General features: G+C 50.8%; 15 protein-coding genes. 6 read left to right on the top strand and 9 right to left on the bottom strand.

What is annotated here, in order from left to right:
* Nucleotides 1–229: 229 nt before the first annotated feature.
* Nucleotides 230–1,099 (bottom strand): LysR family transcriptional regulator, encoded by an 870-nt coding sequence (locus tag ACSPJT_RS19465; protein WP_435894227.1) that lies wholly within the window; start codon nucleotides 1,097–1,099, stop codon nucleotides 230–232.
* 109 nt (nucleotides 1,100–1,208) lie between these two features.
* Between ACSPJT_RS19465 and ACSPJT_RS19460 the strand changes: the two genes are divergently transcribed.
* The 3 genes from ACSPJT_RS19460 to ACSPJT_RS19450 are packed head-to-tail and all read left to right on the top strand — an operon-like array spanning nucleotide 1,209 to nucleotide 2,926.
* Entirely contained in the window at nucleotides 1,209–1,928 is a 720-nt protein-coding gene (locus tag ACSPJT_RS19460; RefSeq protein WP_435894226.1) for a pirin family protein, read from the top strand.
* 51 nt (nucleotides 1,929–1,979) lie between these two features.
* Nucleotides 1,980–2,537, top strand: coding sequence for an NADPH-dependent FMN reductase (locus tag ACSPJT_RS19455; RefSeq protein ID WP_435894225.1), 558 nt, complete (start codon nucleotides 1,980–1,982; stop codon nucleotides 2,535–2,537).
* 2 nt (nucleotides 2,538–2,539) lie between these two features.
* Complete coding sequence (locus ACSPJT_RS19450; RefSeq protein WP_435894224.1) at nucleotides 2,540–2,926, top strand: hypothetical protein; 387 nt, start codon at nucleotides 2,540–2,542, stop codon at nucleotides 2,924–2,926.
* An 89-nt stretch (nucleotides 2,927–3,015) separates the two neighbouring features.
* Here ACSPJT_RS19450 and ACSPJT_RS19445 read toward each other — a convergent pair whose 3' ends face one another.
* The 4 genes from ACSPJT_RS19445 to ACSPJT_RS19430 form a co-directional block, all read right to left on the bottom strand.
* Entirely contained in the window at nucleotides 3,016–3,651 is a 636-nt protein-coding gene (locus ACSPJT_RS19445; RefSeq protein ID WP_435894223.1) for a YcbK family protein, read from the bottom strand.
* A gap of 294 nt (nucleotides 3,652–3,945) precedes the next feature.
* Nucleotides 3,946–4,635 carry a D-Ala-D-Ala carboxypeptidase family metallohydrolase gene (locus ACSPJT_RS19440; RefSeq protein WP_435894222.1) on the bottom strand — a complete coding sequence of 230 codons (690 nt, stop codon included), beginning with the start codon at nucleotides 4,633–4,635 and terminating at the stop codon, nucleotides 3,946–3,948.
* 135 nt (nucleotides 4,636–4,770) lie between these two features.
* Nucleotides 4,771–5,826: a nucleoid-associated protein gene (locus ACSPJT_RS19435; RefSeq protein WP_435894221.1), complete on the bottom strand. Its 1,056-nt coding sequence runs from the start codon at nucleotides 5,824–5,826 to the stop codon at nucleotides 4,771–4,773.
* 12 nt (nucleotides 5,827–5,838) lie between these two features.
* A complete protein-coding gene (locus ACSPJT_RS19430) occupies nucleotides 5,839–7,530 on the bottom strand; it encodes an alanine/glycine:cation symporter family protein (protein WP_435894220.1) in 1,692 nt (563 codons plus the stop codon).
* A 189-nt stretch (nucleotides 7,531–7,719) separates the two neighbouring features.
* Here ACSPJT_RS19430 and ACSPJT_RS19425 point away from each other — a divergent pair, with 189 nt between their 5' ends.
* From ACSPJT_RS19425 to ACSPJT_RS19415, 3 genes are all read left to right on the top strand, one after another.
* A complete protein-coding gene (locus ACSPJT_RS19425; RefSeq protein WP_435894219.1) occupies nucleotides 7,720–8,547 on the top strand; it encodes a LamG-like jellyroll fold domain-containing protein in 828 nt (275 codons plus the stop codon).
* Nucleotides 8,548–8,720: 173 nt separating this feature from the next.
* Nucleotides 8,721–11,210 carry a sulfatase-like hydrolase/transferase gene (locus tag ACSPJT_RS19420; RefSeq protein WP_435894218.1) on the top strand — a complete coding sequence of 830 codons (2,490 nt, stop codon included), beginning with the start codon at nucleotides 8,721–8,723 and terminating at the stop codon, nucleotides 11,208–11,210.
* Nucleotides 11,207–12,637 (top strand): sulfatase-like hydrolase/transferase, encoded by a 1,431-nt coding sequence (locus ACSPJT_RS19415; RefSeq protein ID WP_435894217.1) that lies wholly within the window; start codon nucleotides 11,207–11,209, stop codon nucleotides 12,635–12,637. Before ACSPJT_RS19420 ends, ACSPJT_RS19415 begins: the two co-directional genes overlap by 4 nt.
* Before the next feature lie 38 nt (nucleotides 12,638–12,675).
* On the opposite strand, the gene ACSPJT_RS19410 is transcribed toward ACSPJT_RS19415, so the two are convergent.
* The 4 genes from ACSPJT_RS19410 to ACSPJT_RS19395 all read right to left on the bottom strand — a co-directional run bounded on the left by ACSPJT_RS19410 (nucleotide 12,676) and on the right by ACSPJT_RS19395 (nucleotide 16,302).
* Complete coding sequence (locus ACSPJT_RS19410) at nucleotides 12,676–13,716, bottom strand: S1C family serine protease (RefSeq protein ID WP_435894216.1); 1,041 nt, start codon at nucleotides 13,714–13,716, stop codon at nucleotides 12,676–12,678.
* A gap of 50 nt (nucleotides 13,717–13,766) precedes the next feature.
* A complete protein-coding gene (locus ACSPJT_RS19405; RefSeq protein WP_435894215.1) occupies nucleotides 13,767–14,786 on the bottom strand; it encodes a S1C family serine protease in 1,020 nt (339 codons plus the stop codon).
* A gap of 284 nt (nucleotides 14,787–15,070) precedes the next feature.
* The gene (locus tag ACSPJT_RS19400; protein ID WP_435894214.1) at nucleotides 15,071–15,679 is read right to left on the bottom strand and encodes a hypothetical protein; all 609 of its coding nucleotides are present in this window, start codon (nucleotides 15,677–15,679) and stop codon (nucleotides 15,071–15,073) included.
* A gap of 53 nt (nucleotides 15,680–15,732) precedes the next feature.
* The gene (locus tag ACSPJT_RS19395) at nucleotides 15,733–16,302 is read right to left on the bottom strand and encodes a hypothetical protein (RefSeq protein WP_435894213.1); all 570 of its coding nucleotides are present in this window, start codon (nucleotides 16,300–16,302) and stop codon (nucleotides 15,733–15,735) included.
* Nucleotides 16,303–16,331: the final 29 nt, after the last annotated feature.

Here is a 16,331-nt window from a genome sequence, read left to right as displayed (position 1 = left end):
AAGCTCATTTTCTAACATGAATCATAATTGTCATTTCGATGAGTCGCTTTCCCTATGATGGCAGCAAATAATCATTCAACGATTAATCTTCCATGACAGATTGTGCGACTAGGATCTGGGTTTGAAAGTCGACTCTACCTAACTTAAGCTCGCTAAGACTTAGCTTGATGCTCGCTACCGCTCATACGATGACGAGTTTTATATTGGTTGAAAAACGCTGCACTCAAACTCAGCGCACCGCGCTATGGAGTTCGGCTAAAAAGGCGTCTACCCATGGCTCAGGGCCACGTTGTTTTCTTCGGCCTGCTGCGATGCAAATAGGTGCAGGTGCCGGGTCGATTTTTTTCAATTTAATCTTATTTCCAAGCTGAGATCTTGAAGCGACAAGTGCCATGCCAAGTCCCGCTTCGAGGCCAAGTTTTAAGCTGGAAAGTCCGTCGAACTCACCAGCTACCTTGGCATTGATCCCTTGTTGTTGGAAATACGCACTGACCTCGGTCCAGTAACCTGGATAATCAGTGCGGGAGAGAAGCAGTAGCTTTTGTTGGTCTAAATCGGATGGTGTTATCTTTCGCTTCTTGGCTAAACGATGATCAAGCGGAACAGCTAGAACAAACTGGTCCTGTCTCAAGGTGGTCCACTCGAACTCTTCCTCAGCAGATACGACTCCAAGGATCAGATCATACTCATCGTGTCGGAGTCCTCTGACCATTTCCTCGCTACTACAATCCGCCAGCGTCACCCTCACTTGGGGGTATAGCTGGGAGTATCGAGATATTGCCTTTTGCAGTATCTCAGCGGCAAGCGAGGGTGCGTAGGCAATTCTGATTTCCTCTCCTTCAATCTCGCGACGCATCTGCATTTCAATACGGTCCACCTGCCCTAACATCTCCTGACCGAGTCTGAATACAACTTCACCATCGCGAGTCAATTTGATGGATTTCGGGCCACGCTCGAACAGTGACCAGCCGGTGTCGTTTTCAAAGACGGCCATCTGTCTGCTAAGTGCTGGCTGGGTCAGTCTCCGCTTTCTAGCAGCTGTAGAAATGTTCATTTCCTTGGCTACTTCAATAAAATTTCGAAGATGCTCTAGATTCATCCCACATACAGTGAATTCTCATATCAGATACTCAAGTATATTATTTTTGCATACTAAGCATAAAAACAGCGAATTAGCCAAAGGGAGGAAACCAAGGCATCTTGCTCCCATGAAAACAGACAACCCAACCAAGATCTCGATCCTCCGAGCTGATGAACGCGGTCACGCCGGCCACGGCTGGCTAGACTCTTGGCATACCTTTTCCTTTGCCGATTACTATGATCCGGCACATATGGGATATCACAGTCTGCGCGTAATCAACGAAGACACCATTGCCCCAGGTAAGGGCTTTGGCATGCACCCTCACTCATCCATGGAAATCTTCACCTACATCATATCTGGACAACTGGAGCACGAGGATTCCATGGGGAACGGCCGCGTGATCAAGGCCGGTGAATTCCAATACATGTCTGCCGGAGAAGGCGTCATGCACTCCGAACTTAACCCATCTGTGAGCGAGCCTGTGCATCTGCTGCAAATCTGGATCACTCCGAACCAAGACGGAGGCAGTCCGCGCTATGCCGATATGGACACGAATGCTATCAAACAGAACAATGCGCTTACATTGTTCGCCTCGGGCGATGGCAAAAATGGTTCATTTGAAATGCGACAGCATGCTGAAATCTACTTCGGCCAGCTGGAGACAGGAGCCACGCTCACCCAGGACTGCAATGATCAGCTCCCTCACATGTGGCTGCAAATGATCAAGGGTGAGCTCGAGTTAGACGGCAATATACTTCATGCTGGAGATGCTGTCGCTTTGGAAAACAGCCAACTCGCGCTTCAGGCCAAGAGCGACAGTGAATTTCTCCTGTTCCAGCTAGGTTAACTCCCATCAATCATATCAACTAACAGAAACTACCACCTAACGAACTACTCTATGAAAATATTGTCATTCGGAGCATCCACCAGCTCCACATCGATCAATCGCCAGCTGGCAAACTACGCAGCCGGACTAGCACAACAACAACTCGGAGACGCCGAGGTCACGAAATTCGACCTGCGTGATCTCGATCTCCCTATCTTCAGTGAAGACAAAGAAAAGGAATTGGGGTCCCCTGCGGATGCTGAGCGATTTTTCAAGCTCATCGGTGAACACGACGCCATTGTGCTGTCATTGGCAGAGCACAATGGATCTTATAGCGCCGCTTTCAAAAATCTCTACGATTGGTTATCACGAATCGAACAAAAAGTCTGGCAGGGCAAAACGATGTTATTACTAAGCACGTCACCGGGTGCACGAGGAGGAGCCACAGTGATGGAAGCCGGAAAAGCCACATTTTCTCGCATGGGAGCGCAGCTTGCGGCAAACTTCAGCTTACCTAGTTTCTACGATCATTTTTCCGATGACGGAATAAGCGATCCTTCTCTCTCCTCACAACTGCAAGAGGCTGTAGATACTTTTGTCGTGGCCCTATCTCAATCTAACAACAACTAACTATGAAACATATACCTAACATCGCTGGGGCTTTGCTCGGGCTTGCCTTTATCACATTCGGGCTCAACAATTTCCTTAATTTTTTAACCATGCCTAGTGGTGGAGAAGCCGGGCCGCACACGGCGGGCTTCTTTATTTCCATTGGTAAGAGTGGCTATCTCGATTTCATCAAAGTGTTTGAAATCATCGGTGGACTGCTAGTCGCGATCCCTAAGACTCGTAATTTCGGACTGCTGGTGCTGGGACCCATTGTGATCAACATCATTGCGATCAATGTCATCATCAAAGGCCACGGTGCTGTCTTTGCACCACCTGTCATCGTAGTTTCAGTCTTGTCCGCGTATCTATTGTATGTCGGACGCAAAAAATTCCTCGGATTATTAAACTAGAAGCCATTTAACTCAAAAAAGCCAAGGTGAAGGTTATTACCTTTCCTTGGCTTTTTTGCGACCCTAGGGCGCTTGGGAATTTGGGTGTCTTACCAATCGGCGTTATAACCGCGGGTATCTACATGAACGAAGCTGCTGTAAAGTCCGACACCGCCTTCGAATTTGCGTTTGTCGCGGAGATGACGAGCTACGCTGGCAACGTGGTAGGGAGAAACTCCGTGGAAGACTACATCGACGGCTTGGTTTGCCATGTGTAGTGATCTGGATTTACCGCGGACGGCGTAATTATAGCGGGGACTGCGGTAAGCTGAAATAATCTCTCTCACTGGAGCCCCCATTTCACCGGCCATTTGATCGATGATTTTGAGTGTTGGAGCCATTTGTTTCCACATGCTTTGAGGCGGGAGTGAATTCACGGTATTGCCCCGGGTTTTGAAATGTGGCGCCAGCACCATACGCGGGGTGATATTCCTGAGACGGAGCCCTTTGACAAAATTGGCGTAGCGATAGACATCCGTCCCTTTGAGTCTCACCCAGGAATCCGGTATTCCGGCGACAGGTTTTTTAGAATATCCGAATAATCCGGCATCTGCTTCGTCAGAGGTCAACATAACACCTGCTGTAGCAGCGGCAGCTAATCCTAAAAAGCGTCTACGTCCGTATGCATCCAGAATGCCCCCGTGATCGTGGTTTTGTAGCTGCGCTCCTTTATTTAGCTCTTCCATGTTGACTTTTTTTGTGAATTTCGCCCGCTTATACCCTTACTTTAGGGGGCTGGCAACGATAAAGTTAAGGTATTTTAAATATATTTGTAAACTAACATAAATCAGTATTCGTGCTCACAGTCCTATGTCTGCGTGAACGATACGATTGCTCCCCCGCTTCGACTCACAACATCAACCATCTGACATTGTGTGTGTTACAAAAATCAAACGAAGATCGTAACGCTGTTCTGTGTAGAAAAAACGCCCGGCGTGAACCAGTCAGACCGAGCGTTGTAAAATTTTAAAATCTGCCGATTACCAGTCGACGTTGGTTCCACGTGTGTCAACGTGCACGAAACTGGAGTAGCGGCCGATGCCGCCTCTGAATGCACCTTGTGAGCGCATCTGTTTGGCAACGTAGGCTGCGTGATAAGGTGAGACGCCTTGGAACTGAAGATCAACAGCAAGGTTTTGCATGTGATAAGAGCGGCTCTTTCCTCCGACAGCACGGTTGTAGCGTGGACTGCGGTAAGCTGATGTGATCTCGCGAAGTGGCGATCCCATACGGGCAATCATGCCGTCAACAACTTTGAGAGTGGCTCCCATTTGCTTCCAATATGTCTTTGGTGGCAAGCTGTTATGAATGCTGCCACGTGTCTTGAAATGTGGGGCAAGCACCATGCGCGGAGTGATGTTGCGCAGGTTGAGACTCAGAATGAATCGCGCATAGCGAGTTACATCTGATCCCTTCGCCTGAACCCAGGCGTGTGGGATACCAGGAACTGGCTTATCGTCCATCAGGCCAAAGAAGGCACCTTGACTTTTTGGAGCTCCGACGATGACTGCGGCGCCAGCGATGCCGGCTGTTGTAAGGAAGTTTCTACGGTTAAAAGCCGTTGTTAAGGGTCGCGGCTTGAGGTGTTGCGGGATTCCCCCGCCGATCAAGAGATCGTTGTGTGTGTTATTCGTATTTTGTTCACCCATTGCGGGAGGAGTGTGATACATCACACGGCGGTTGGCCAGCGGTTTTTTTACCTTTATTTTGTTTTAGTCTCACCTAAAACGTTAAAAATAAGACAGTTCAATAGTTTTGGCCAATTTCGAGCCGCAAAAAAAATTTCCAATCAGGCAAAATAGGGGCTAGATTTCCTCTTGATAGTAAATTTTTACGTATTTCATCTGCTTCTCGTCATCGAATCCGCGTTCAAAGACGGAGGCATCAGATTCCTTGAAAGCGGGGGCAAAACTAAGATTTACTCCTGAGTCCAGCTTGATCGTGCTGCGAAATCGATTGCCTGCCTTCCGTGCGATTTTCTTGTCGATGGTGAAGGTTTCTTCCAGCTTTGCTCCGTCCTCTTCATCCTGCTGGCCACGGAATTCGTCAAATTTCTCAATAATTTCCGGCTCTTTGAGGGCTTCCTCGCGGAAATGTTTGAGGTCAAACTCATCGCGCTCCTCAAAATAACCGATCGCTTGGTTCGCAACGCGGCATTTTTCCTCCGCACCCATCTCCTCCGGAAGTCCCTCCTTGGCAAAGGAAACACACATGTCGGCATAACGCTTGGTCATGAAGTCATCATCGCGACGGAATTTCACCCCGAGGAAATCGCGCATCCAGAAATTCGTGCCCGAGCTGGTTTTATCGAAAGTATAAACGAGGAACCCTCCTTCTTTGTCGCAATTCACGATCAGGCAGCCTTTGTCGATTTTATCAGGTGATATCCCCTGATGGGTAACGAGCTGAAGATTCCCATCGGCATCGGTGACCTCAAGGAAAGGCACACGACTCTCAGACTTGATGATGCTGATCGCCTGCAACGGATCTCCATCGACCAGTACATCCTCAACCAGAGCCACACAAAGATCGCCAGCCTTGATGTTGGGATGCTTGGACGTGTTATAGAGATGACGCGCTATCTTCCGGCCTTGTTCGCAGAGGGTTTCTTTGGATTCAAAAATAGTCGCCGCATAGCGATATACCTCGTTGAGTTCCAAAGATGAATGATGCGCGAATGCACGCCGCTCCAAGGCCTTGAAGGGCTTGAGGAAAGACGGTGTTAGAATCGCATTATCCGCATCGGAGAGAGTGCACAACTCCTTGGAAGTGCGCAGCGGTTCTGATCGAAGTGGGTTCCCCACCCGCGCGAGTGACAACATGGTCAGCTTCGCACGTCTGAAATTGAGTGTATGAGGCATAAGAGTGATTGGTTACTTGCCTTCAACTTCTGCCACGTGCTGACGGAAAATAGCTAGCTCTTTCTTCACAACGGGAAGAAGAAGATAAAGACCAATCATGTTAGGAAATACCATGGCGAAAAGCATGGCGTCAGAGACCCGGATGACGTTACCCAGAGATGCCACCGAGCCGACCACAACAAACGCGCAGAAGAAAAGTTTATAGAGTAAAACTGCGATCGGATTGGGGCCTCCGCAGAGATAGATAACAGCTTGCTCACCGTAGTAGGACCAAGAAATCATGGTCGAGAAGGCGAATAGTAGAACTGCAACCGCCAGAACTTTAGGGAACCAAGTGAACTCGGTTTTGAAGGCTCTCGATGTTTTGGCAACACCTTCTACCGTGTCAACACCCTCCATCGCTACCCAGACGGGCTCTTCCTTATCGCGCCAGACTTTTCCATATTCGCCGTCTTCAGATTTTTCCAGTATTCGCAATTCTTGTCCGGCCGTGGCCTGACCTACGACAACTTGTTCCACCCCTGGTGAGGCATAGAGTGCAGTAGCATCTTGCTTCACAACCGCATCCACTTTCCACACGCCGGTTACGACGAGTACGAGTGCTGTCATCGTGCAAACTACGACGGTATCAGTGAAGGGCTCTAACAATGCAACCAGCCCCTCACTCGCAGCTTTATCTGTTTTGACCGCCGAGTGGGCGATAGGAGCGGAGCCAATACCGGCCTCGTTAGAAAAGGCAGCGCGTTTAATGCCTTGAATAAGAACACCCACAAAACCACCACCCACAGCCATCGGCGTGAACGCCCCAGTCACGATCTGAGCGAATGCATCGCCAAGCTTGTCACTATTCGTTATCAGAATGGCGAATGTGGCGATGAGATAGATACCGCACATGAATGGCACGAGTAAGGAAGTGACACGGGCAATCGATACGATCCCCCCGATAATCACCAAGCCGACAATCACAGCGAGGATGAAACCGAAGACGACTTTGCTCTCTTCAAACACACCAAAAGCATTGCTCACCTGTGAAGCTGCTTGATTTGCTTGGAACATGTTCCCTGCCCCCAAAGCTCCACCGACACACATGATCGCAAAAAAGATCGCCAGCCCGATGCCCAATTTGCCTAAACCTTTTTCCTTCAGTCCCTGGCTGAGGTAATACATGGCTCCGCCTTGCACTCGGCCTTTGCTATCAAACTTCCGGTATTTAACCCCTAATGTGCACTCACAGAACTTGGTGGTCATGCCACAGAGCCCCATGAGGATCATCCAGAATGTAGCTCCCGGTCCGCCCATGCCCACGGCCACAGCGACACCTGCGATGTTTCCAAGGCCGACCGTTGCCGACAATGCGGCAGTCAATGCTTGGAAGTGAGTAATCTGACCTGGCGCGTCTGGACGGGTGTATTTCCCCCGAGCCGTTCTGAAAGCCAATCCCACAGAACGTAGATTGATGAATTTGAAATAAATCGTTAGAAAAATGGCGGTGCCGCCTAATATGACGAGAATAACGGGAAGCGATTGCCCAGCGACCGGAACAGAATAGAAAATAATCGATTCCAGAAAGTCCGCGATTGGTGCCAAGGTATTGTCCAGTCCCTCTCCGATGGTTGCGGCAAAGGCGGTGCCTGTGGTAAGGGGAAGTAAGATAAGCGCGTAGAGAAGCTTGCGAAAAAAGGTGTGGGAGCGGGCGGTTGTCATAGGCAGTATGTGTCTCGGCACACACTGCCAGTTCTGGTCGCCGGGGCACAAGGAAAATTGCCAGACTCTTACTCTTGCGAAGGGGCCGCTATTGGTCACCGTCAATTGTTGAAAATTGAGTTAGCTATATTGTCCTCTCTATTTGTGATTGACGGCTGTTGGTTAATTTTGGTTGATTCACCATTAATTATGAAAACATTCGTCCCATTATCTCCCAAGAAGTGCGTCTTAGCCTTCGGGTGCGCGTGCGCCCTCGCTCCCATCGCCCACGGTGTAACTCTACTACACTATTGGGATTTCGAAGGTGGGTATAACGACAAAGCGGGGGCCAGCAATGGAACCGCAGGTGCCGAGGTGTCAACCATCACCGGTCAGGACGGTAACACGGGGGCCTTTTTCCCCAGTGCCGTCACAGGAGGGGGCGCTTTCGATTCGACGGGTTATGTAGATATAGCTCCTGCAACCAACGTATCTGGTGCGTTCTCCATGAGTTACTGGGTGCAGCTACCTGCGGACACATCGACCGATGGACGCGGAATTTTTGATTTCAGCGGTGACGGGGGTGACGGTCCACAATCATTATTCATCCAGTCGGGTGGAAATGCCGGCAACTTGGCATTTCGAGTCGATGGCTCAGGGACCTCCAATGCCGTGGCCTTTGTTACTGTGCCAGAGGACAACTCGTGGTTCCACATTGCTGCCAACTTTGATCCATCTGGAAACTTAGCCGTTTATCTCAATGGAACCCCCAGTGCCTCGGTCTTAGCCTCCGGGGTAGCTGATGCAACATGGGATGTCGATCAATACCTTGGTGCTTTCAACGTAAACACGCTGGCAACCCGTGGTCTCAATGGTGGACTTGATGACGTTGCTATCTTTAGTGGGCTGCTCACCGAAAGTGAGATCTCAGGATTGGCCGACCGATCTCTCACTCCTCCTGATCTTGTGCCTGAGCCGAGCACGGGCTTATTGGTCGGACTTAGTGGACTTGCCCTACTGCTGCGCAGGCGTAAATAATTGGCCCTTTCTTTCCAACAATTCACGCAGAACAATTCCAACCGCTCCTGGTTCTCGCCTGGAGCGGTTTTTTATCACTATGTGACTGATTGAGTTTCCTCACGCACATTGTCTTCTGGCCGTTAGCATTTGCCATGGCGATGCTCCACTGTAAGTTTCCGTATCCAGATTCTATGATGACTCCACTCTTCCGCATCTTTGCCAGTCTATTGCTGAGCAGCCAATTCGTGGCGGCTCAGAGACCGGCGGGACACTGGGCGTTTGATGGTGAGGATGGAGCCAAACGACTTGAGGAAAGCTATGGCCGAACAGAGCTGAACGCTGCTGAATCTGGGGGAGCTGCGAGTTGGCAAACGAGGGCTGGCTTTGGTTACAGCTTGGCTATTGGAAGCACTTCGAACTACCTGAGTGTGCCAAACCTTGAGCAAATTTCTCCCGGCAACGACAGCTTCTCACTATCCGTATGGCTAAAACGAGACTCGATCAACTCAGGTTCTGGAATATTCGATGCATTGAGTGGCACGGGCACAGGCTATCAGCTTTTTGTTCAATCCAACAACATCCTCCGGCTGCGGCTGGATGACGATCAAGGTCACAGTGTGAACGTCGACACGACTTCAACGCTAATAAATACGAACACATGGTTACACATCTATGCGGAAGTGGACCGGGCAAGCAACACGGCGAAAATATTCATCAACGGTACGGAAAGCACAGGCGGTGGAGTGAACATTTCTGCACTGACTGGAGACATCATTCCTGACCAGCCATTACAGATAGGAACACTCAACGGAGGCAGTCCAACCGATGGATCTCTGGATGACGCAGCCATCTTTTTGAGGAAATTGACGCCTGCCGAGCTGTCGGCCATCGCGGGAGGCGCGACGATTGTAAGTCAGTTCCCACCACTGCCATCTGTCGAGATTACTCCCGACTCCACGATACTCCGCCCCGGAGACACGATCAGTTTATCATCAGCCCCAGGAACAACCATCTACTACACGCTGGACGGAAGTGATCCGACGGAGTCCTCGCCAAGTTACTCAGGGCCTTTCACGCTAACTAACAGTGCCAAAGTGAAAGCTCGGGTATTCTCAGGCGGTGCTAACAGTACTGGAGGACCAATCACCTCCGCATATTTCACGCTTATACCCGAACAAAAGCCGAATGTGATCCTCATCGTGGCCGATGATTTGGGGTTCAACGACCTTGGCTGCTATGGCGCGGCTACGGTCGCCACACCGAACCTCGATGCTCTTGCATACTCGGGCGTGCGTTTCACCCAGTTCACCACCAGCGGCCCAAGTGATGTGGCAGCGCAATATGCCTTGCTTACCGGACGGGTGGTGGCCCGATCGGCTATGTCCGATATCGTGGCCTCGGGATCCACGGGTATTGATCGGCGGGAGTGGACGCTGCACGAGGCGATGAAAAAGTCCGGGTATCACACAGCCATGATCGGGGCATGGCACCTAGGTGATGCAACCGGAAGCCATCCTACAGCAATGTGCACCGACCTCTTCTATGGCCTACCCTACTCTCCCTCTCTAAGCCCCTTTCCTCCTTTGGTGGAAAATGCTACTGTCATCGACGCCTCACCAGCTCCAGCTAATTTGTTAGACCAGATGACGCAGCGGGCAAAAAGTTGGCTTAGCACTTCGGATGGTCCATTTTTTCTCTGTTTCCAACCGCCATCCATGACATCGACTGGCAACTCGCTGTTAGGTGCATACGGCAATCGCATTGAAGCCATGGATCAAGCGGTCGGCGAGATACTGGCTACATTGCAGTCGGAAGGGCTCGATTCTAACACCTTGGTGATTTTCATTTCTGATTCTGGAGCAAATAGAAATACAGGCTCCTACCCCACTGGATCAAACGGGCAACTTCGTGACGGTAAAGGCACCACATGGGAGGGAGGAATTCGCACCCCCGTGATAGCACGATGGCCTGGTGTGATCCCTGCCGGAGTCGACTCGCAGGCACTCGTCTGGCTGCCCGACCTGTTTCCGTCTTTATTAGAAATCATCCAAGGCTGGGCACCTGGAGATCGCACATTGGACGGCATCTCCCAGCCAAATACGTTACTGGGAGGAGAAACTGTTCCGGATATCTCACGGGTCTTATTTTCTTACCGGCACGAGAGTGTTGATTGGGCCCTAACCACCGTCAGACAAGGTCCGTGGAAACTGCATCGTTCCTATATCAACTCTGATCCCATCAATGGAATTTCCGCCACAGCCCCCCTGCTCTATCAGGTTGAAAACGATCCTACGGAACGTATTCAGCGGCAGTCGACTCATGGAACGGTGGTAAACGAGTTACAAGCACTGGTCACAGCCCAGCAGAACTCACTTCAGGGAAATCAATTACCTCCCATCGAGCCGGTGAAACTCACGGTCACTGACATTGACGACTCCCAGCCGGGCAAGCTGCGCATCACATTCACCCGCCCTGCTGCGTCGTTGAACGATCACTACCTTTTACAGCATAGCAACGACCTTGATGACTGGGACGACCTACCTCTAACAAATTTCATCCAAAGCACCACCCTACTCGCGGACGAACGCGAGCAAGTGATCATTGAAGTGCTGCACAATCATCCAGGATTCAACAGCCCTGACGGCAAGCATTTTATCCGCATCCAATCAAACCAACCATGAAGACCCTGCTGTTTTTACTCTGCTCCACCGTTATGGTGTTGGCCCGGCCAGCATTGGACAAACCCAATGTGATCATCATTTTCCTCGATGACTGCGGCTATGGAGACTTCTCTCACACGGGGAATCCGAGCATTCGTACACCCAATGTTTCCAAGCTTGTTAGAGAAGGTCTTAATTTCCCTCAATTCTACACGGCATCCGGTGCATGTAGCGCTTCTCGATACGCGTTACTAACAGGGAGAAACCCACGTCGTTCAGGTTTTGGTACATGGGTGCTATCACCAACTGCCTCCAAGTACATTCACCCCAATGAAATCACTATCGCCGAAGGGTTGAAAAACCGTGGGTATTCGACGGGATTCTTTGGCAAATGGCACCTGGGGAATCCGAACAGCAGCAATGGGTTCACCACCAATGCATTTCCACTCGCTCATGGATTCGACACTTGGGAAGGCACCAATGTCTCTAACGATTATGACCCCGGAGCCGATCTGGTGAAATCCAATCCATCGGGGACAACTCCGGTCGCTGGCTACGAAATCATCGCCGAAGATATTCTAAACAAACAGCCCCTGCACGAAGAACTGACCAAACGCTACGGGGAGCGCGCGGTTCAATATATCAAAGACAATAAGGACAATCCGTTTTTCATCTACCTAGCTCCTAACATGCCACACTTACCTGTGCATGCCTCCTCGGAGTTCAAAGGCAAATCGCTCCGAGGTCTGTATGGAGACTGCATTGAGGAAATCGACGCCATGGTTGGTTCCATTGTGCAAACACTTGGTGAGGAAGGTATTCAGGAAAATACGCTGCTGATCTTTACCTCGGATAACGGTCCATGGATCAGGTTTGAAAATACCGCCAGTCACGCCAAGTATGATGAAGCGAGGTTACTGGTCGGATCCGCGCTCCCGTTCCGCGACGGCAAGGGATCTACGTGGGAAGGGGGCGTCAGAGTGCCGGGTGTGTTCTGGTGGCCAGGCACGATCGATCCAGCCAAGGTGCAGCACCAGCCAGCATCCACGATGGATATTCTGCCTACGGTCTTCGCCCTCGCTGGAGAACCACTGCCCACGGGGCGCACTCTCGACGGCAGAGACATCAGAAACTATCTGAACTCGACGGAATTCCCGACTTCGCCCGGCACCTTCAAATTTGTCTACACAGGAGCGGGCAGCAACGTCATCTATGGAGCGCGCGCTGGTGCTCACAAGTTGCACATCAGACTCTACTCCCAGACAGGAAATAATTATGGTTTCTCAGCCAGCCGTAGCAACCCGCTGTTGTTTGACGTTGAGAAAGACCCACACGAACGATTCGATATCAGCGGATCAAATGCATCCATCGTCAACCAACTCGACACCATCATCAGCGATTTCGAAACATCACTGGCCACTGAGCAGACGTTTTGGGGTGCTCCTTGATCGTGACGATTTTCAAGTCACAACCAAGTGGCTCAAGACTACTTCTTCAGTCTTAAAATGATCTCAGAAAGTTCGCGAGCAGGTATGGCGAACGTGGCCACGCGGCTTGCGCGAGCGATGTTCATACCGATGCAGACACCATCCAGATTAAGCAATGGTCCACCGATGCGGTCTTTGATGAGAGGGGTATCGTGATGAAGGACGCGAGGGAATGCATCACGTCGCTTAGAGAGACTGAGGTCACCACCGCTCATCTGATCATTCCGGCTCAAGCGTTGTGGGCCTGCAGGCAGAGCTGACAGCTCCACATCGAATTTCATCGATTTGCCATCGCGATCTACTTCGACGGCAATTTTGTCTCCGTCTTTTTTATCCTTCATCAGCTTCAACAAATCCTCTCGCTTGGTGATTTTTTCTCCATCGACAGACTTGATGAAATCACCCTCTTTCAAACCGGCTTTTTCTCCACCGCTCTTTGGGGTGACCTTCTTGAGTTCGAGGCCTTTTTCATCGTCCTCGCCTAGCTGGACACCCATGACGACTCTTCCCTCGGGGGCTTTAATTTCTCGGGTGATCGCACTAACAATCCCCACCTTCACCCGTCGTTGGCTTCTGGTGGTTGATCCGTTAGAAATTACCCAAGAACCCTGCTGAGCGGATTCAGAATCGCTGAGCATTGCGGGCTCGAGTGGAGCTACGGGAGTTATCTTAAGCATGGCCACATCCCACTGCTCATCCACGTTCACCACTTCCACATCACGATAAAGCTCACTCCCGATGCGCAGCGAAAGTTGGCTGGCACCCTCGATCTCGCTCGCTTTGGTAAGGATGTAACCATCCTCACTGACTACGGTGCCGTAGATCTTCATGATGCGAGATTTCTCATCCGTGTAGATCACTGCGGAACTTTTCTGCAACACCTGACGCTGAGGTTCGAAAGCTTCCCACACTGTTTTCCCATTGATACGCAGATCCCCAGGTAATGTGTTTTGTGCCACCACCGGCTGAATGGCTGCGACGCTCAGAGCCATAGCCGCCATGCCGAGATGGATACGGAAAGTGTTGGTGATTGGAATCATGATGATAGATATGGAATTAATATTGAGAAATAGCGGGGAGGTTGTTCAGATTAGCGTTTACCAAGTCTGAACTTAATCGTCTTCTCTTCGCCTTTGCGTGAGATTTTAAGCTCCACCTTATCGCCTTCGGACATTTCCTTGAGCTCAGATTTGAAGGTGTCCTTGTCAGCAATATCTTTGCCATTCATTGCCAGAATGATGTCGCCAGCTTCTATGCCGGCTTTTTCAGCTGGTGTGTCTTTGCCAACTTTACCAACGAGGAGCCCGTCTTCCGAATCAGAGGTTCCGAGCCCAATGAAGCCGCTGCCTTTGACCGGACGTTTGGCAAATGGACCGTCGCCGATGAATTTGTTCTGCTTCATGTCGTCCCAGTGCTTGATGTATTCACGCATCGGAACGTGCATGTTTTCCTCCATGGTCTGGGACACGCGGCTGTGAATACCGATCAGTCGGCCTTCCATGTCAAAAAGTGGACCGCCGGAATCACCACCGATGACTTTGCAGTCGGTATGGAGAGTCGTTTCCGAATCCTTGACGATTCTTCCGAGGCGAAGCACTGGGCCACGGTCTTTGTCAAAACCGCCAGAATGACCGAAGGCGAACACCCAATGACCTAGCTTGTAATCGTTTTCCTTGTTGATCTCCACATAGGGATAATTGCCTTCATCGGTGATGCGCATCATCGCGGCATCGGTGTTGGCAATGAGGCCCATCGAAACAGCTTTGTGCTCCGTGCCGTCATTCATGATCACGGTGAGATCCTTGTCCACACCCGCACTCACGTGGGCGGCGGTGAGGATGAGGCCTTCCGGGGAAACAATCACGCCACTGCCAAATCCCTGGCCAAGGCTGATGCTCACGGTCGCCTTGCGAGCGCGCTTGGAGCTTTCCATCAAGGCATTTTGGATCGCGATCAGATCCTCCTTGGTAGCAGGTGCTTTGGCCTCATTGAAAGGAAGCACCTTGGCGAAGGACTGCTGGCTGCCAAGCAGGCACGCCGACAAAGCCAGTGCGCAGGCAGATTTCCAGAGGGAATTGATCGGTGAATTTGTGGTGAAAAAGCTCTTCATCTTTGCATTAGATAAACGATGACAAGCGCGGACTTCGTTCAAAACGATCGATGAAAATCATCAATCTTCAAGTTTAAGGGCACGCAGCAGCCGTCGGATCGGTGGTTGGTCATCCAATGATCAGAATCGAGGTGCTTTATAAATTGCCGCAATAACGACGTCATTTCAACCTAAAAGGTCTGCATCCAGCGAACGCACGTTGGAAGGCTGTAAATATCATCTCGAACTTAGCGAAGCTTCCCAATAATCGGCCTCCAGTTCACATGCGCCTGATAAATGTCAGACTACCTTCCCAATTTGCGGTTGGTATCGCTGATGCTTAGGCCCTGCTGCTTTTTCCAGTCCATGATATCTGGCTGGATGAAGACGCGACGGCGGACGTCCGTTTCAGCATCTGACTTATGAACAACCCTGCGTCCACCCTGCTCATGCGCAGTTGATGTGCTGAATGGATTCACATTAAATGATTTGTCGCTGCCGTAGGCTGTTTTGCCCTGTGCACTGGCTTGTTTCTGCACAAACCAGGGCTCCTGCTTATAGCGGCTGGCGTCGGTATTACCCTCATATTTCTTACGGCCGAAGATGGTATTCCCTCCCCAGCGTTTTTTACGGTAGGAAGTCTTGGAGTAGTCCTTGCCGGCAAAGTCACGGTTTGACGCCATGTGGCTTGTCTTACCTTCCATGGAGCTTCGACGATCCGACTTCATCATCGGGTTGCCATCTTTATCTTTCCCAACACTGAACGTCTCCTTGTTTCCCCAAGCATCCTTACGGACTTGTTCCTTCGTCACAGTTTGCTCGGAGCCACAAGATACCAAACATGCCCCAAGACCTACGACTACCGTAAGTCGGGCTAAGGAAATGAGGAAATGCGATGGAGCCGTAGCTGTCATGGTGCGGAAGCCTGCCACGCCAAAGGGCAGACGGCAAGTTCACATTTCAGATGCTATTTCTTAGCATCCGTGAGTAATTTCCACGAGAGTTCGCCGTTATCGATCCGGCGAATCTCCGATTCATAGATCGCATCTTCGTTTCTCGGGTCGATGGTCGCGGCCAAGGAGATCAGATACCGAGCCAGCAGACTGTTAATTTCACCTTCATTCTTTTCGAGGAGCTGTCCCCGTGCGAGCAGGAGTCGGGCAAAAACTTCCGGCTCATAGTCCGCGGCCACCCGGTCAGGCGTTACGCCGCGTGCCAGCTGGGCATTGACCACAATGCATTTTTTGTTTCGGGGAGAAAGGTGTAAAGCCAACCCCAGAATCTCGCGCGCAAGATCCAAGGACTTCTGATCTGCCTTTTTCTCATGCACCACTTTCACCGCATAAGCTGCGAGATTGGTGGCATATTCATCACGTTCGTTGTTCACCATCGAGAGTTCGTCACCGAAGAGTCGTTGGTTGATTGTGGGTTTCTCGTATTTGCCAGAGAATTTCACGAGCTCACCCTGGCAACTGGCACGGTCGATGCCAGCGACTAGAAGTGTGAAAACAAGCAGGCCTTGCAAGATACGGTTCATCCCCGTTAGTGTCTCGTCGGTAAGGCCAT

Origin of the sequence: Oceaniferula spumae (genome assembly GCF_042849255.1) — a bacterium.
Taxonomy (GTDB): domain Bacteria; phylum Verrucomicrobiota; class Verrucomicrobiia; order Verrucomicrobiales; family Akkermansiaceae; genus Oceaniferula; species Oceaniferula spumae.
This window is presented reverse-complemented; position numbering and strand designations above follow the sequence as displayed.